This is a genomic window from Candidatus Blochmannia ocreatus (genome assembly GCF_023585745.1).
Lineage (GTDB): Bacteria > Pseudomonadota > Gammaproteobacteria > Enterobacterales > Enterobacteriaceae > Blochmanniella > Blochmanniella ocreatus.
Genome location: NZ_CP097762.1, coordinates 560,940 through 579,561 on the forward strand (window position 1 = coordinate 560,940; position 18,622 = coordinate 579,561).

An 18,622-nucleotide genomic window follows, 5' to 3' on the forward strand; every position below is an offset into this window, starting at 1 on the left:
ATTTAACATTACTAATAGAAATAAAAATACACCGATTTTAATATATAAAATCAAAATGACTTACAAAATTTTTTAAAAAATCTAAAAAAATATTAATATTTCAAATAAAAAAACAACTGATAATGCATATTTATTTTAACAATCAAAATATGTCTTCGTAGTTAAATGGATATAACAAGCCTCTCCTAAAGGCTAATTGCAGGTTCGATTCCTGTCGAAGGCATAATATATTATGAATTATATATCATAATAAACAAACAAATTTATCTTCTAAATATAGGAATACTGCGACAAACTATATCATTAACGGAGCAGATACAAAAAATCACAATATAATTAAAAAATTAACACTCTATCCCTAGAATAACAATTCTATAAATATAGAAAATTCAAAAAAATAAAAAATAAATTTTTATTTATATAAAAATACCGATTAATAAATAAATATTTAATGTAATTACTATTATTGTGATTATCCACCCCACCAAATTAACCCATCCAGAATTTACTAATTCTTGCATTAACTTTACATCTCCAGTAAATATCAGCAACGGTATTAATGCTAATGCAATACCAAAACTCAACAGCACTTGACTCATTATTAAAATTCTTGTGGAATCTATTCCACAAGAAATTACAATAAACGAAGGCAACATAGTAATAATACGACGTAATAATACTGGGATATAAAAATGCACAAAACCTTGCATTACCACTTGACCCGCTAAAGTCCCAACGACTGTTGATGATAAACCTGCTGCAGTCAAACTTAAACCAAAAATTACCGCGGCGCTATGATTTAATAACGGAGATAATGTTAAATAAGCATCATCTAAATTAGATACACCAATGTGTCCGCTATAATGAAATACTGCTGCTGCAGTTGCCATCATAGATAAATTTACAAATCCAGCAATAGTCATTGCAATAGCTACATCTAATTTTGTAGAAGAGTAGCGTTCCGCTCTACTGGCTGATACTTCATCATATTCCTGAGTTAATGAAGAATGTAAATAAATTACATGCGGCATGATTGTTGCACCTAAAACTCCTGCGGATAAAAAAACTGCTTCTTTATTAGGAATAACAGGAAATAACATACTCATTCCTAATAACATTAGTTTAGGTTTAGAATAAAATAACTCAATAACATAAGCAAATGCTACAAACAATAGTAAACCACCAATAACAAATTCTAATGGTTTTCTTCCATAATTCTGTAAAGTTAAAATTAAAAAAGTAATTAATCCAGTCAAAAATGCCCCTTGTAACAAGGATATACCAAATAATATTTTAAACCCAATAGAAGCTCCAATAAATTCTGCTAAATCCGTAGCCATAGCAATAATTTCTGCTTGCACCCAATACATCCACACTACAGACTTTGGAAATTGATCACGAATATGTTCTGCTAAATTCTTACCGGTAGCAATACCTAATTTTGCAGAAAGCAACTGAATTAACATAGCCATAATATTTGCCCATACTACAACCCATAATAACTGGTACCCAAAAGTAGCGCCAGCTTGAATATTAGTGGCGAAATTTCCTGGATCAATATATCCAATAGCAGCAATAAACGCAGGACCAAGCAACGCAAATTTAATCTTCCTTTTAGAAACAGAACCACCACGTCCATCGTTTAGATCATGCTTTTTCAGCATATTTATAACCCTCAAAAATTATATTACTTAATTAACTTTACTTATTTTAATACAAATATACTGTGACAATAAATCCAAAATCAATTCAATCAATATTTGTGAAATTGTCATAAATATGATAATACCTTACTATATAAGTATAGCATAGGCTAATTTTAGAATTACAATTTTTTTAAAATTCATTAAAAATTCTTATATAATGAAAAATTCATTTATATTCTAATACTAGATAAACAATTTTTTAATTTATATACAACACCAAAATTTAATTCTCTAATAACGGAAACAAAAAATAATGTCTCGTGTTATACACTTTCTATTAAGCTTTTCTATAATAATAATCTTATCACTATTAATTAGTAGTAATCCCAAAAATATTCGTATACGTTTTATTGTACAAACACTCATGGTAGAAATCATACTAGGATATATCATCCTACATTCACCATCCGGATTAATAACAATTCAAAAAATATGTACTTTATTTCAGACTTTATCAATATTTGCAGCAGAAGGCACAAATTTTGTTTTTGGACAAACATCCCGTGTTACACAACAACAAGAAACTACTAATTTCTTCTGTACAATACTATGTCCTATCATTTTTATGTCTGCAATAATTGGTGTATTAAAACACACTCGTATATTAGAATTTTTTATTAGAATAATCGGAACTATCTTATCTAAAATAAATGGTATGGGAAAATTAGAATCCTTCAATGCTATCAGTTCTCTAATATTAGGACAATCTGAAAATTTTATAATTTATAAAGATATAATACAAAATATATCTGCTCCGCGTATGTACACTATGGCAATAACTGCAATGTCTACGGTTTCTCTCTCTATAACAGGAGTATATATAACAATGTTGAACCCAACATATGTTATTGCTGCACTAGTCTTAAATATGTTTAGTACCTTTATTATTGTATCATTAATCAATCCTTATGTAATAAAACCAGATCAAGATTTAAACATACTGAGTATATTTACTAACGATAAACAAAATATCTTTGAAATTATAGGAGAATATATTTTAATTGGGTTTAAAATAGCTGTCACTGTTGCTGCAATGTTAATAGGATTTATTGCAATCATTTCTGCTTGTAATGCAATATTTGAAAATTTATTCCATATATCGTTACAAAAACTATTAGGTTACATATTCTATCCATTAATTTGGGTCATGGGCATACCAAAATGCGAAATATTACAAATTAGTAGTATTATAGCTACCAAACTAATATCTAATGAATTTATTGCTATAATATATCTAAATAAAATCTCTAATACTTTATCTCCTAATACAATTGCTGCAATATCAGTTTTTCTGGTTTCATTTGCTAACTTTTCATCTATTGGAATTATCATAGGATCTATCAAAGGAATAAATACAATGCAAGGCAACCTAATATCCGGCTATAGCTTTAAACTAATATACAGCTCAACATTAATTAATATATTATCAGCAATAATTACGCAACTTATTATATAAATTAACTTATATCACATATTCCATTACTCTTAAAATTTAAAATCAATATAAAATATCCATATGTATACATACATGACCATTAAATAAATTTGGAGTCAAGCGGATTCGAACCGCTGGCCTTTTGCATGCCATGCAAACACTCTACCATCTGAGCTATGACCCCAAGAGCGATTTAACACATAAATAATGCACGCGCATCACATATTTATTATAATAAATACATCCCAATACAGAAGATATGCATGCATATCTTCTTATCACTACTACATGATAGATATATAATTCCAAAAATATTAGCAATAATAAGAAAATTTTTCCATTTTATACAATTTTCTGTTTATTATGTTAAATACTATAAAATTAACAAATAACTCCCTTGCTGATCTGTTGCTACGTATTCAAAATCTAAACATCCTTTTAGATAAGAAACCATTTAATTTAATAATACATACTTATAACATAATTTATTGCGTTATTAAGACGCTCTAAAACACGAGACTTCCCTATAGTATATATAGTATCACTAATATTAGGTGATTTATCTGCTCCAATTAACACTACACGCAAAGATATACCTACCGTACTCATACTAATATTTAATTCATTTACAATATCTTTAATAAGACATTTTATGGTATTTGGTTTCCAATGTATCAAACTATTAAATTTTTTCTTTAATAACTTTAATAATATTAAAGTTTCTTTATTTAAAGTACTTCTAGCTATTTTACTTTCAAATATATTAAAATCTTTATAAAAATAAAAACAATTTTCTGCAAGATCTTTTAAAGTATATGAACGTTTAGCAAATAATTTTACAATATCTACTAACTTTGGTCCATTACTTATATCTAAATCTTGTTTAGAGATATATGAAAAAAAATTTTCAGCAACATAATCGTGTGACAAATGATTCATATAAAAACGATTTAACCACAATAATTTTTTCATATTAAAAATAGCCGGAGATCTATTAATTTTATAAAAATCAAAATATTCTTGCATTTGTTGAACAGTAAAAATCTCTTGATTTCCATAAGACCATCCCAACCTTACTAAATAATTTAGTATAGCTTCTGGAAAAAAACCATTATTACGTAGCTCTATAATACTTAACTTCCCTAACCGCTTTGATATCTTTTTTTGATCATTATCTAAAACCCTTGAAACATGAGCATATATAGGTATGGAAGCATTTAAAGCTTTTAATATATTAATTTGTCTTGGAGTATTATTAATATGCTCTTCACCACGAATTATATGAGTAATATTCATATCCATATCATCTACTACAACACAAAAATTATATGTAGGAGATCCATCTGCACGACAAATAATTAAATCATCTAATTCTGTATTATTAACTGTAATGGTCCCTCTAATTTTATCATGAAAAGTCACTTTCCCGGCGGTAGGATTACAAAAACGTATTACATAAGGATATTGCATGCCAAAAACATTATTCATGGTTTTAGTGCGTACAAAACGGCAATAACCATCGTATCTTGGCTTATCTCTATTTTTAATTTGATTTGATCGTAATAATTCTAATCTTTCTGCAGAACAATAACACTTGTACGCAATTCCATGTTTTATCATATAATCTATAACTAATTTATAACGAGCCATACGATTTCTTTGATAATATGGCCCTTCATCCCAATCTAAATTTAACCATTTCATATCTTCCAGAATAGATTTAGCAAAATCACTAGATGAACGTTGTTCATCAGAATCTTCTATACGCAATAAAAATTTACCGCCATTCTTACGCGCATATAACCAAGCATATAAAGCAGTACGAATATTACCAATATGCATAAAACCAGTAGGACTTGGGGCAAATCGAGTTTTAACACACATAAATACCTATACCTATCTGTCCATATATATTATTATATAATAAATATTGTTTTAATTAATTATACAAAAATATAACTAAAAATTAATGAAAAAATCTACTTAAATTTTATTTTTTTAAAAAACCATTGACTCATGTTGACGAACAAATATAATTCAAACCAACAACACAAAAATAAGGTGATTAGCTCAGATTGGTTAGAGCATCTCCCTTACAAGGAGAGGGTCGGCGGTTCGAATCCGCCATCACCTATATACTATGCTAAAATCAATACAGTCAACATATATAACAACATCGGGTCGTTAGCTCAGATGGTAGAGCAGTTGACTTTTAATCAATTGGCCGCAGGTTCGAATCCTGCACGACCCAAAATTAGTATATACATATTTTATTATATTTATCATAATACAATATTATCACTCAATAATAATATTAAAAATATCTAAAACTTAATTCAGTGAAGTTAAATATAAGTATATATAACATCATTAGTACTTATATTTATTTATATAAATATATTTTTATATAATAGAGTACAAATTTATACCAATAGAAGGCTCAAAAAATTTTTTAATATTTTTCATATTATCTGAGTCTCTAAAAAAATAATATATATTTTCAGCAATTATTGGGCCTATATATTCTAAAGACGACAAAGATTCAAAATCAGCAGTAACCAAATTTTCAAATTTTTTATATGAAAGCGCTAAATTAGTAGCAATTGATTCCCCTACGTTATAAATACCTAATGCATATATAAATCGCGCTAACGTCACTTTTTTAGAAGATTCAATAGCTGTTAACAAACGTTCAATACTTAACATACTCAATCTATTTAAAGCGAGTAATTCATGCTTTTTTAGCACGAACAAATCTGAAAGAGTAGATATTAATTTTTTATCAACCAATTGATCTATTATCTTACTCCCTATCCCTGAAATATTCATAGCCTTTCTAGACACAAAATGTCTAAACATTGCTTTTCTTTGTGCAAGACACGATAATCCAGCATTACAACGTAAAATTGATGTATGATATCGAGCTATAATTTTTGTTCCACATTCCGGACATAAATATGGAAACTCTATACTTTTCGCATAATTGGTACGTTTTGACATTACTACATCCAAAATTTTTGGGATAACATCACCAGATCTTTGAATACGTACCGTATCACCAATCATTAATCCTAATTTTTTTACTGAATTTATATTATGAATATTAACTTTTCTAATGACAACACTAGAAATTACAATAGGATCTATATATGCAATGGGAGTAATAATACCAGTCCGACCTACTTGAAATGCTACTCGACGCACTTTAGTCAATCCTATTACTGGTGGAAATTTATAAGCAATGGCCCAATTTGGAGCTTTAGATCCACAACCTAATTTATTTTGAAATAAGCAACTATTTACTTTAATCACGACTCCATCAATATTAAAATGTAAATCAGATCGAATTATTTTCATATTAGAATAATATGCCAATATTTGATCTATTTTACTATATAAAAATATGTGTTCACTCACAGGGAATCCCCAAGATCTACATAACTGTAATCTTTTCCAATGACTATCTGGCAAATCCAATTTACCAGAAAAATAACCAATACCATAGCAATAAAAACTTAAGAAACTTGTAAGTTTAACATCAGAATTTAACTGACGTAATAAACCTGATGCAGCATTTCTAGCATTAGAAAAAATTTTTTCTCCCTTTTGCACTTTAATTTCATTTAATTTTAAAAAAGATTCTTTAGATATAAACACTTCCCCTCTAATTTCTAATATATTTGGAAAAGTATTATTGAAATTAACACAATTATAATTCTGTAAACAAATAGGTATTGATGGTATGACACGCGCGGTTTTAGTGATATCTTCTCCTATTATGCCATCACCCCGAGTTGCCGCATACACTAATTTTCCATTTTTATATAATAAACTAGAAGCCAATCCATCTATTTTTAATTCACAACAATACGTAATATCGCAAGTACTATGCAGATTTTTTTTAATTCTTTTGTCAAAAAATATCAACTTTGATTCTTCAATTACACTATTTAAAGATAACATAGGTATCTTATGACGTATTTTTTTAAAACTTTTCTGTGGCATTCCGCCTACACGACAAGTAGAAGAATCATCTGTCACTAGATATGGATATATCTTCTCTAATCTCTGTAACTCTAATAATACTGCATCATATTGTTCATCAGATACCACAGGCTCATTTTTTACGTAGTATAAATATTCCCAATAACGTAATTTTTGCTTTAATTTTTTTGCTTTTTTAAAAAAATTCATAATACTATTAATATTAAATATATTAAAAATATTATTTTTGCTAAAAAATCATCTAAAATACAAATATTTTATAATATATAATTCTGTAAAAAAACATATTTGATATTATACAAAATAACTTTAAAGATTTATCAGCATAAATAATATTTTTATAAATATCATTTAAATTGCATTCTAACACAACACTAAATATCTATTTAACAAAAATAGGAATATTAATATGAATAAAATTTACAAAGACAACTCTTACACTATCGGTAATACACCATTAGTTCGTCTCAATCATATAGGAAATAACTGTATTCTAGTAAAAATAGAAGCCAGAAATCCCAGTTTTAGTGTCAAATGTCGTATTGGTGCAAATATGATTTGGGATGCAGAAAAAAGAAACTTAATAACTTCAGATACAACACTTATAGAAGCAACTAGCGGTAATACTGGTATTGCCTTAGCCTATGTAGCGGCCGCTCGTCGCTACCAACTCATTTTAACTATGCCAGACACTATGAGTACTGAGCGCCGAAAACTTATCACTGCATTAGGAGCTAAAATTATTCTAACGGAGGGAAAATATGGAATGGCAGGAGCTATTGCTAAAGCAGAAGAAGTTGCATATTTGTCTCCCAAAAAATATTTTTTATTAAAGCAATTCAGTAATCCTGCAAACCCAGAAATTCATGAAAAAACCACAGGACCCGAAATTTGGAATGACTCTAATGGAACAATAGATGTATTAGTGGCCGGTGTAGGTACTGGTGGCACAATTACTGGAGTCGGCAGATTTTTAAATAAACATAGCAAAAAAATTGACAAAAAAATTACTATAGTAGCAGTAGAACCATCAGAATCGCCAGTAATTACTCAAACTCTATCTGGTCAAGATATAACACCAGGTCCACATAAAATCCAAGGTATCGGTGCAGGATTTATTCCAAAAAATCTAGACCTAACCTTAATTGATCATGTAGAAACAGTTAGCACAGATGCTGCGATTAAACATGCTCAGCACTTAATGAAACAAGAGGGTATCTTGGCAGGAATCTCATCAGGAGCTGCGTTGGCAGCAGCAATACAATTACAAAGAAATCCTATATATTCTAATAAAAATATAGTAGTAATATTACCATCTTCTGGAGAACGCTACTTAAGTACTATACTATTTTCATAAAAAAACATAAAAATATTATTCAAGCAATAAAAACATATTAGTAAAGGCGCATTTGCTCATTACTAATATGTTTTTATTGCTTGAATAATTTACAAAAATATTGAATTAATTACATTATATTAATAGAATGCTATATTTTCTACATATAAATATATTTAGTCACATTATATTTTGAACACAATATATATTGCATAACATATACTTATATAGAGTGCATAAATTAATTCAATACGTCAATTACTAACGATATTTATTAATATAAATTTATCGACATCATTATATGTATAATATCAATGAATTTTAAAGGAGATCAAAATGTACCAAAAAGAAATTGTTATCACTACCTGTAACGGTTTACATACTCGACCTGCCGCTCAAGTTGTCAAAGAAGCTAAAAAATTTAATTCTGATATTAAAATTATTGCCAATGGAAAAACTGCAAACGCTAAAAGTTTATTTAAATTACAAACATTAGGATTAGTTAAAGGATTAAAAATTATTATATCAGCCCAAGGAATCGATGAAAAACACGCTGTTCAACACTTATATAAATTTATTTCTGAACTTAAATAATAAAAAATAATAAAATAAACATAATTAATTATCTACCACTTCAAAAGGGTACAATCATGACTGCCGGCATTCCAGTATCACCTGGCATCGCCTTCGGAAAAGCGCTGCTACTACAAGAACATAAAGTTATTATTAATTCAAAAAAAATCAGTCACGACATTATTGAACAAGAAATTCAAAAATTCCTGCATGGATTATATGATACTTCTAAGCAACTAAAAAAAATCAAGAAAAAAGCACAAAAACAGCTAAATGAAAAAAAAGAAGCAATATTAGAAGGACATATAATGTTATTAGAAGATGAAGAACTAAAACAAGATATTATTGCTCTAATCAAAGAAGAATTATTCAGCGCTGATGCCGCAGTATATTTTGTTATTGAAACTCAAGCTAAAGCTCTAGAAAAACTAGAAGATGAATATTTAAAAGAACGATCCACTGATGTAAGAGATATAGGAAAACGACTATTAAAAAATATATTAAATATACCAATCATAGATTTAAATTCTATTGACGAAGAAGTTATCATTATCGCAGAAGACCTTAGTCCATCAGAAACTGCTCAATTAAATCTAAAAAAAGTATTAGGATTTATTACTGATAACGGCAGCAAAACCTCACATACTTCTATAATGGCGTGTTCCTTAGAGTTACCAGCGATTGTCAATACTGGTAATATCACTAAACAAGTAACACACGGCGATTTTATAATACTCGACGCAATAAACAATAAAATTTATATCAATCCAAGTCTAGATATTATCCGACATAATACCATTTTAAAAAAAAAATATTCTGCTGAAAAACATGCGCTCAATAAACTGAAACATCTTCCTACTATTACTCTGGATCAACATCAAGTACGTATATGTGCTAACGTTGGAACAATACAAGATATAAAAAAAGCCAAAGAAAATGGCGCAGAAGGAATCGGTCTATATAGAACTGAATTCTTATTTATGAATCGCAACACATTGCCTACAGAAGAAGAACAATTTCAAGCCTATAAAAATGCCGCAGAACTCACAAAAGATACAGCGATAGTTATACGTATCATAGATATTGGTGGAGATAAAAATTTACCTTATATGAATCTTCCAAAAGAAGATAATCCATTTCTTGGATGGCGAGCAATACGAATTATATTAAATAGAAAAGATATCTTACATACTCAGCTACGAGCTATCTTAAGAGCTTCATTTTTTGGAAAATTACGTATAATGTATCCTATGATTATTTCAGTAGAAGAAATAAAAACTTTAAATACAGAATTAAATTCTTTAAAAACACAACTCAGAAATGAAGGAAAAAAATTTGATGAAAATATTAAAGTTGGTATAATGATAGAGACTCCAGCAGCAGCGATCATTTCGCACCTTTTAATTAAAGAAGTAGATTTTTTTAGCATAGGCACAAACGATTTAACTCAATATACTCTTGCAGTAGATCGTGGAAATAAATTTGTATCACACCTATATAATCCTATTGCCCCATCAATATTAATTTTAATTAAACGTGTTATTGATGCCGCACATATTGCAGGAAAATGGACTGCTATGTGCGGAGAAATGGCTTGTGATGAACACTCTACAATTTTATTGCTAGGTATGGGATTAGACGAATTTAGTATGAGCTCTACATCTATTCCGCGCATAAAAAAAATCATTCGCAACACATATTATAATGATGCAAAAATGTTAGCAAAAAAAGTATTAAATTGTTCTACAACAGAATCAATAATGCAATTAATTATAAAAAAAACAACATAATTATCATTATCGATATAATAATGCAAAATATAAACACACTTTCATCAAAAAAAATTTTAACAACATGTAAAAAATACTAATTTTCATTAATTAATACTAATTTATTATTATACTATTTTATGTGCTAGTATTGTTATGTTTATACACATAAATCTTAGTCTCTATTTATGGCCACTACACTAGAATAACATATATCACAACACCTAATATTATTATGTTATTAACAATAATACACATAAATACATACATATTTTTAATATTTTATACTACTGACAAAACAATCATCATATTTAATGATGAAAATCTATAATATATAACACACATATTTTATATTCTAATTTAGATACAATTAATACTAACGTTTTAATATAAAAATATTTAAATAAACACTGATATTACAGCGCTACTTCACGAGAATATAATCTCAAATTATGTCCACTTAAATAACAAATTTGACCACATTCTGGCGCGCCAAAAACATCTTTAATCCATAAAACTATACTTAACAAATCCTTATGCCATCCTAATGGCTCTACACTTAACTGCCAATAATAACCATGAAAACTAACATGTACTATTTTTGCTGGTAATGAATGCAATACGCTTGGTTCTTTACTTATCTCCATTTCCCAGGGACGAAAAAATGCCTCTACTTTCCCCTGAAAAGATGGTTTATAAGATAATACCCAACAATAAGAACCAATAAATAATTTTGAGCCACATACTATTCCTTGCAAACAATTTACTTCACTTAAAAATTCTAATACAAAACGAGTTGCTGGAAAATTCCAAATATCTTTGGGAGTACCTATTTGCTCAATGGATCCTTTATTCATAACTGCCACTCTATTAGCAACCTCTATAGCTTCCTCCTGATCATGTGTAACGAAAACACTAGTAAATTTAAATTCACTATGTAATTTTCTTATCCAACGACGTAAATCTTTCCTAACCTGTGTGTCTAATGCACCAAACGGTTCATCTAATAATAAAATTTCTGGTTTAATTGCTAAAGCACGAGCCAAGGCTACGCGTTGTTTTTGTCCACCAGAAAGTTGAGCAGGATATCTATTAGCCAAGCTTTCTAGCTGAACCATATCTAACAAACTCATCACCATACTATTAATTACATGCATGCTAGGACGTTTATAACTTGGTAACATTTTTATTCCAAAAGAAATATTTTCTAAAACTGTCATATGTCTAAATAATGCATAGTTTTGAAAAACAAAACCAACACGTCGATCACGTGCATTAATCCTAGTAACATCTTTACCGCTAAATCGTACAAATCCACTATTATGTTCTTCTAATCCAGCAATTATACGTAATAAAGTTGTTTTCCCAGAACCCGAAGGACCTAATAAAGCTACTATTTCTCCAGTCTCTACATACAAAGATATATTAGATAAAACCTTATCTCTATTAAAAAATTTAGTAACTCTATCAATATCAATACTCATGTATAATTACCTCAATCATAATATTAATTAATACACTAAACGATTTTTTAAATAATGTTTTATTAACAATATAATAATTGAAATACACGCTAACAACGATGCAGCAATAAAAGCACCAACAGTATTATAATCTTGATATAATAATTCCACATACAAGGATAGTGTGTAAGTTTCACCTCTTATCAAGCCTGAAACTATAGAAATCGCTCCAAATTCTCCAATAGCACGCGCATTAGTAAGAATTGCTCCATATAACAAAGCCCAACGAATATTTGGAAAAGTAACATAACGAAACATCTGCCAACCGGATGCACCAAGCAACACTGCTGCTTCATCTTCTTGTTTCCCCTGATGTATCATTATCGGAACAAGCTCATGTACTACAAAAGGACATGTAACAAAAATAGTTACCAATACCATTCCTAACCAAGAAAACATTATCTGTATATTATGTATATCTAACCAATGCACTACCACATTATTATCGGTATAACATAATAAATATAACAACCCAGCAATAACCGGAGACACTGCAATCGGAACATTTATTAATGTGTATAATAATCGTGTTCCATAAAAATTAAAACGTGTGACTAACCAAGATATTAACACTCCAAAAAACACATTTATTGGGACTACAAATAATGCTAAAAATACCGTTAAAAAAATAGCATGCATCATATCTTTATGTATTAGATTAATTTTTATTACAGAAAAACCTGCTGAAACAGCAGAAAAAAAAATAAACAACAATGGAACTAGTAATAATACTATTACAAATAGTATACTTATACTAATTAGTATCCATTGAGTCCAGGTAATAACACCGCTATAACGACCCTGATTATTTTTCATACTATTAAATAATTTACCTATAATTCAAGAACCTATATACTTATGATGTATACATAACTGAAAGATATTTACAAAAAACAACAATAATAAGGAAATCATTAAAATTACAGAAGCAATGGCGCTAGCAGCTGGATAATCAAACTCTTGCAACCGCACAAAAATAATTAAAGATACCACTTCATTTTTCCAAGAAAAATTACCAGATATAAAAATAACTGCTCCAAATTCACCTAAACTACGTACAAAAGATAAAGATGTACCAGATAACCAAGCTGGTAATAATTCTGGAAAAATTATCTTGTAAAAGATTTGCCAGGTACTCGCCCCTAAAGTTTTTGCTGCTTCTTCAATTTCGATAGCACATTCTTCTAATACTGGTTGCACAGCTCTAACTACAAACGGAAAACTAGTAAAAATCATTGCAATAGATATGCCCATCCATGTATAAGATACAGTAACACCTGTATTATTAAATAACCATTCACCATACCACCCATATTTTGAAAACAACGTTGCTAAAGTTAATCCCGCTACTGCAGTTGGCAAAGCAAAAGGTAAATCTATTAACACATCTAATACTGTTCTTCCAATAAATCTATATCTAGCTATAACCCAAGATATTAATACCCCAAATATCGAATTAAATACTGCTGCTACCCCAGCAGTAAAAAAAGTTATTTTATAAGATTCTAATAATTCTGGATCTGTAATTATATCCCAATACTGAGCAACACTCATATGTGATAATTGCATAAATAATGCGCTCAAAGGCAATAATATAATTAAACACATAAACAATATACTACTACCAAACGCAATTCCAAATCCAGGTAATGAATTTTTAGATAAAAAAAATAACATAAATTATGTTCGTCCTGCTAATAATAATCTATCCAATTCACCGCCATGTTTAAAATGCGTATCCATAATGACATTCCAATTACCAAATTTTTCTTCAATTCGAAATAATTGATTTATAAAAGACGTATTATAATATATTCCGGAATTTGTACTACTAGTACATATACGATATCCAAATTTTTCAATACTCTTTTGAGCCTCAGGAGTATAAAGATAAGCTAAATATGCTTGCGCTACATCTTTAGTTCCATTACGCGCAACATTTTTATCTATCCAAGTAACTGGAAATTCTACTAAAACATTTGGATATGGTATAACAATTTCATAAACATCTGACGCATGTAAATTCTGTACAAATTTCACTTCAGATTCAAAATTAATTAATACATCTCCTTGATAACGATCAACAAAAGTAGCAGTCGCAACTCGACCTCCTATATCAAATGCAATGACATTTTTTAAAAACTGCTGCATCAAAGCTCTGGTTTTTTCTAAATTTCCATTATTTTTGAGAAAGAAAGCATACCACGCAGCCAAATATGTATAACGACCATTACCAGAAACTTTAGGGTTAGGAAATACTATTTCTACCCCTGGTTTTACCAAATCGCACCAATCATAAATTTTTTTTGGATTACCTTTTCTTACTAAAAAAGCCATAGTTGAATAAAACGGGGAACTATTATTTGGAAAACGTTTTTGCCAGTCTGAAGGAATTAATTTTCCACGATCATGCAAAATCTGCACATCTATTACCTGATTATAAGTAACTACATCTGCACGTAATCCTTGTAATACAGTCATAGCCTGTCTAGTAGATCCCGCATGAGATTGACGAATAATTAATGTATCTCGATTATCAGTATTAGAATTCTGGCTATTCCAATATTTAATAAAATTAGTATTTATTTCTAGAAATAACTCTCTAGATACATCGTAAGAACTATTTAATAAAATAGTTGCATCAACCATGTTGCAAAATAAATAACAAAAAAATACTATTATTTTAATAATTTCTAAAATAATACTCATATAAGCATCCAAAAAAATAATTTATTGAAATATTAAAGTTAGTAATATCAAAAATTAATATATTATAAAAATAACCTATAATATAAATAATAAATAGCTTATAAGCGTTAAGTATATAAAATATTTAACAAAACTAAAATTCTAGAAGAATGCTTACTAATATATAAATTATTTAAAAACTCATTAATATTCAGTAATATATCGTAATATTTTTGTAAACACCACTACAGATAAAATTTATACAAAAAATAAAAAATTATTTTCAATAATGCAATATGCAAATATTTTTAATATTATTGAAATTACATTATTAATGATATTTTTAATATTAAAATTTCTTATAAAAATTATACTTAACTTTATATATATAAAGTCTATAATTTATTATTTAATAAATTCATATTAGAAACTACATAATTTTTAATGAAACACATTATGTATACCATCTAATTAATATATTTAATAAAACTAACATCAAAACAATAAACACTATATTATATGTATTTATGAATCAAACAAAAAACATACTAACAGCAGTTTATAAAATATAATTATTTTATACAAAAAATTTTGTTCCATATATAAACTAATCTTTATATAGAAAATTTAAGACAATTTTATATTAAAACAATAAAGAATAGATTATTACAAGAATCTGTATAAGTAGAATTTTTTCATTTTTTTATGATTTATGTCTGAATAAATCATAATATATTTAAATCCAAATATAATTTTTATTAATGTATGATGAATAATAAAACTCAATAATTTTCTATAAAAATATCTTTTTAATTTATATAAATACTATTATCAATAATACAAAACGTATCAATCCCTATTATTATACCATAACATGGTATTTAAGATATTACATATAACATAATAAGTAATTTAATAATATTAATGATTATTTAATAATTTGAAGTGATTATGAAATATTTATTAAAGCATCATTATCGTAGTAATTAAAAAAATAATATTTTTAATATATAAAATTAATATAATAAAAATTATTACAATCACTAAAATTAATATAAGCTACAAATATTAAGAAATTAAATATATATTTATTATGAATAAATATAATCTTATCTTTAATATAACTTATTAAAATACTGAGAATCCTGTATATAGTTAAAACCATATAATATTAAACTTAACGCAACATAATATTATCATGTTAGCAAATCATACGCACTTGACTATCTATACTGCTAATCTTATAATATAATTATTAAAATGAGTTTTATATTCAAATCAACAAAATATAAATATACAAGAATAATTATATTATAATAATTTGTTAAAAATGAAAATTTATTTTTTCAACAACATAATGAATATATTTTATCAAATAAAAATAAACTATAATAAATTTTAAACATTACATTTCAAATATTAAAAAACAAATTGATTTATACTAATTCAAGTTTTGGAATCATTGAGTATGATAATCGACGAAAATACTTTAGCTAATTCCATACGTATATTAAGCATAGACGCCGTACAAAAAGCTAATTCTGGTCACCCAGGATGCCCGATGGGGATGGCGAATATAGCGGAGGTATTGTGGAGAGATTATATAAATCACAATCCAAATAATCCGTATTGGATCAATAGAGATCGGTTCGTTCTATCTAATGGACATGGATCAATATTATTGTATTGTATACTACATTTAACTGGATATGACCTATCAATAGAGGATTTAAAAAATTTTAGACAATTAAACTCCAAAACACCTGGACATCCAGAATATCCAAATACTGATGGAGTCGAGATAACAACTGGTCCATTAGGACAGGGCATTGCTAACGCAATAGGATTTGCAATTGCAGAGCGCACCTTATCAGCTCAATTTAATCGTCCTAAATACAACATTATAGACCACTATACATATGTATTTGTAGGCGATGGATGTATAATGGAAGGAATTTCTCATGAAGCTTGTTCAATAGCTGGTACTATGAAATTGCATAAATTAATTGTATTTTACGATAATAATGGAATATCAATAGATGGGCATGTAAAAGAATGGTTCACAGACGATACTGCTATGCGTTTTGAATCTTATGGATGGAATGTAATACGTAATATTGATGGACATAACCGAAATTCTATAAAACTTGCTATAGAAAAAGCTAAATCAACATTAATAAATAAGCCATCACTATTAATATGCAACACTATTATTGGATTTGGATCGCCCAATAAAAGCGGAACGCACAAAATACATGGATCGCCCCTAGGACCAGAAGAAACACATGCTACTAAAAAAGCACTAAATTGGGATAAACCAGCATTTGTTATTCCGACTGAAATATATAAATTATGGGATTCTAAAGAATCCGGACAAAAAAAAGAAAATTCTTGGAAAAAATTATTTCAGGAATATACATTGTCTTATCCTGAATTATCAAAAGAACTACTAAGACGAATTCAAAAAAAATTGCCACATGAATGGAATAAAAAAACACACAATTTTATAAAAAGCTTACAAAAAACACCAAAAAATATCGCCACACGACAAGCATCACAAATATGTATTGAAAATTTTTCTGCTACACTTCCAGAACTATTCGGTGGATCAGCAGATCTTACTCCCAGCAATCTCACTACTTGTTCTAACTCTGTATCTATTACACATAAAAAATGGGGAAATTACATCCATTATGGAGTTCGTGAATTTGGGATGACTGCTATTGCAAATGGTATAGCCAATTACGGAGCATTTTTGCCTTATACTGCCACATTTTTAACCTTTTCAGAATATGCTCGTAATGCTGTACGCATGGCAGCTTTAATGCACAGTCACCATATTATAATTTATACCCATGATTCCATTGGATTAGGAGAAGATGGACCAACACATCAGCCTATAGAACAACTCGCTAATTTACGTATGACGCCAAACTTAATAGTTTGGCGCCCTTGCGATCAAGTAGAAACTGCTGTAGCCTGGAAATCAGCGATTGAATATCGAGGACCTTCAGCTTTAATATTATCTAGACAAAACCTCATGCAACAAGAACGTACTCATACGCAAATTGATAATATTTCTCGTGGTGGGTACATACTAAAGAACTGCTATGATGATGTAAATACTCCAGAACTAATTATTATTTCGACAGGATCAGAGATATCCTTAGCCATAAATGCATATAATCAACTAACTCAAGAAGGATATAAAATACGTGTAGTGTCTTTACCGTCTACTAATATATTCGATAAACAAGATAAATTATATCGTGAATATGTATTACCAAAAACCGTAATTAATAGATTAGTTATTGAAGCAAGCAGTATTGATTATTGGTATAAATATGTCGGATTGCATGGTAAAATAATTGGTATGAACACATTTGGAAAATCAGCTCCATCCGACCAATTATTTAAATATTTTGGTTTTACTATACACAACGTGCTCAATACAGCATATAAATTATTAAATAGAGATCCAATAAAATATAAATAAAAAAGATAAAAAAATCTAATAAATTCAGAAATTTTTTAAATTACCAAAAAAATAATTTTTCAATTAATTAATAAAAATTGTTATATATATA

The 18,622-nt window shown here is 28.1% G+C and carries 12 protein-coding genes and 4 tRNA genes; 8 read left to right on the forward strand and 8 right to left on the reverse strand.

The genetic code is table 11. The features are described from left to right. Positions 1-151: 151 nt before the first annotated feature. A tRNA-Arg gene (locus M9405_RS02435) sits at positions 152-223 on the forward strand. A 193-nt stretch (positions 224-416) separates the two neighbouring features. Here M9405_RS02435 and M9405_RS02440 read toward each other — a convergent pair. After that, positions 417-1,664, reverse strand: coding sequence for an Nramp family divalent metal transporter (locus tag M9405_RS02440; protein ID WP_250223119.1), 1,248 nt, complete (start codon positions 1,662-1,664; stop codon positions 417-419). 295 nt (positions 1,665-1,959) lie between these two features. On the opposite strand from M9405_RS02440, the gene M9405_RS02445 reads away from it, so the two are divergent. Then, a complete protein-coding gene (locus M9405_RS02445; RefSeq protein WP_250223120.1) occupies positions 1,960-3,162 on the forward strand; it encodes a NupC/NupG family nucleoside CNT transporter in 1,203 nt (400 codons plus the stop codon). Positions 3,163-3,252: 90 nt separating this feature from the next. Here M9405_RS02445 and M9405_RS02450 read toward each other — a convergent pair. Both M9405_RS02450 and gltX read right to left on the reverse strand, forming a co-directional pair. Next, positions 3,253-3,325 (reverse strand) — tRNA-Ala (locus tag M9405_RS02450). A gap of 275 nt (positions 3,326-3,600) precedes the next feature. Then, positions 3,601-5,025, reverse strand: a complete 1,425-nt coding sequence (gene gltX, locus M9405_RS02455) for a glutamate--tRNA ligase (protein WP_250223121.1) — start codon at positions 5,023-5,025, stop codon at positions 3,601-3,603. Positions 5,026-5,200: 175 nt separating this feature from the next. Between gltX and M9405_RS02460 the strand changes: the two genes are divergently transcribed. Both M9405_RS02460 and M9405_RS02465 read left to right on the forward strand, forming a co-directional pair. Beyond that, positions 5,201-5,275 (forward strand) — tRNA-Val (locus M9405_RS02460). 44 nt (positions 5,276-5,319) lie between these two features. Beyond that, positions 5,320-5,392 (forward strand) — tRNA-Lys (locus tag M9405_RS02465). A 152-nt stretch (positions 5,393-5,544) separates the two neighbouring features. On the opposite strand, the gene ligA is transcribed toward M9405_RS02465, so the two are convergent. Then, positions 5,545-7,335 carry an NAD-dependent DNA ligase LigA gene (gene ligA / locus M9405_RS02470; protein ID WP_250223122.1) on the reverse strand — a complete coding sequence of 597 codons (1,791 nt, stop codon included), beginning with the start codon at positions 7,333-7,335 and terminating at the stop codon, positions 5,545-5,547. 220 nt (positions 7,336-7,555) lie between these two features. Between ligA and cysK the strand changes: the two genes are divergently transcribed. The 3 genes from cysK (at position 7,556) to ptsI (ending at position 10,845) form a co-directional block, all read left to right on the forward strand. Continuing rightward, a complete protein-coding gene (gene cysK, locus M9405_RS02475) occupies positions 7,556-8,503 on the forward strand; it encodes a cysteine synthase A (protein WP_250223123.1) in 948 nt (315 codons plus the stop codon). A 315-nt stretch (positions 8,504-8,818) separates the two neighbouring features. Continuing rightward, positions 8,819-9,076, forward strand: a complete 258-nt coding sequence (locus M9405_RS02480; protein WP_250223124.1) for an HPr family phosphocarrier protein — start codon at positions 8,819-8,821, stop codon at positions 9,074-9,076. A gap of 56 nt (positions 9,077-9,132) precedes the next feature. After that, positions 9,133-10,845, forward strand: coding sequence for a phosphoenolpyruvate-protein phosphotransferase PtsI (gene ptsI / locus M9405_RS02485; protein WP_250223125.1), 1,713 nt, complete (start codon positions 9,133-9,135; stop codon positions 10,843-10,845). A 395-nt stretch (positions 10,846-11,240) separates the two neighbouring features. On the opposite strand, the gene cysA is transcribed toward ptsI, so the two are convergent. The 4 genes from cysA to cysP are packed head-to-tail and all read right to left on the reverse strand — an operon-like array spanning position 11,241 to position 15,050. Beyond that, the gene (cysA, locus tag M9405_RS02490; protein WP_250223126.1) at positions 11,241-12,308 is read right to left on the reverse strand and encodes a sulfate/thiosulfate ABC transporter ATP-binding protein CysA; all 1,068 of its coding nucleotides are present in this window, start codon (positions 12,306-12,308) and stop codon (positions 11,241-11,243) included. Between the two features lie 27 nt (positions 12,309-12,335). Further along, positions 12,336-13,163 carry a sulfate ABC transporter permease gene (locus M9405_RS02495; RefSeq protein WP_250223127.1) on the reverse strand — a complete coding sequence of 276 codons (828 nt, stop codon included), beginning with the start codon at positions 13,161-13,163 and terminating at the stop codon, positions 12,336-12,338. Between the two features lie 24 nt (positions 13,164-13,187). After that, entirely contained in the window at positions 13,188-14,024 is an 837-nt protein-coding gene (gene cysT, locus M9405_RS02500; protein ID WP_250223128.1) for a sulfate/thiosulfate ABC transporter permease CysT, read from the reverse strand. 3 nt (positions 14,025-14,027) lie between these two features. Continuing rightward, positions 14,028-15,050, reverse strand: a complete 1,023-nt coding sequence (gene cysP / locus M9405_RS02505; protein ID WP_423775052.1) for a thiosulfate ABC transporter substrate-binding protein CysP — start codon at positions 15,048-15,050, stop codon at positions 14,028-14,030. A 1,453-nt stretch (positions 15,051-16,503) separates the two neighbouring features. Here cysP and tkt point away from each other — a divergent pair. Continuing rightward, complete coding sequence (tkt, locus tag M9405_RS02510) at positions 16,504-18,531, forward strand: transketolase (RefSeq protein ID WP_250223129.1); 2,028 nt, start codon at positions 16,504-16,506, stop codon at positions 18,529-18,531. Positions 18,532-18,622 lie beyond the last annotated feature (91 nt).

Bases quoted from the DNA above. Each gene is read 5' to 3' on its own strand.
- M9405_RS02495 (WP_250223127.1), bottom strand. From the start codon at position 13,163: ATGAAAAATAATCAGGGTCGTTATAGCGGTGTTATTACCTGGACTCAA.
- cysK (WP_250223123.1), top strand. From the start codon at position 7,556: ATGAATAAAATTTACAAAGACAACTCTTACACTATCGGTAATACACCA.
- tkt (WP_250223129.1), top strand. From the start codon at position 16,504: ATGATAATCGACGAAAATACTTTAGCTAATTCCATACGTATATTAAGC.
- cysA (WP_250223126.1), bottom strand. From the start codon at position 12,308: ATGAGTATTGATATTGATAGAGTTACTAAATTTTTTAATAGAGATAAG.
- M9405_RS02480 (WP_250223124.1), top strand. From the start codon at position 8,819: ATGTACCAAAAAGAAATTGTTATCACTACCTGTAACGGTTTACATACT.
- cysT (WP_250223128.1), bottom strand. From the start codon at position 14,024: ATGTTATTTTTTTTATCTAAAAATTCATTACCTGGATTTGGAATTGCG.
- M9405_RS02445 (WP_250223120.1), top strand. From the start codon at position 1,960: ATGTCTCGTGTTATACACTTTCTATTAAGCTTTTCTATAATAATAATC.
- ligA (WP_250223122.1), bottom strand. From the start codon at position 7,335: ATGAATTTTTTTAAAAAAGCAAAAAAATTAAAGCAAAAATTACGTTAT.
- ptsI (WP_250223125.1), top strand. From the start codon at position 9,133: ATGACTGCCGGCATTCCAGTATCACCTGGCATCGCCTTCGGAAAAGCG.
- M9405_RS02440 (WP_250223119.1), bottom strand. From the start codon at position 1,664: ATGCTGAAAAAGCATGATCTAAACGATGGACGTGGTGGTTCTGTTTCT.
- gltX (WP_250223121.1), bottom strand. From the start codon at position 5,025: ATGTGTGTTAAAACTCGATTTGCCCCAAGTCCTACTGGTTTTATGCAT.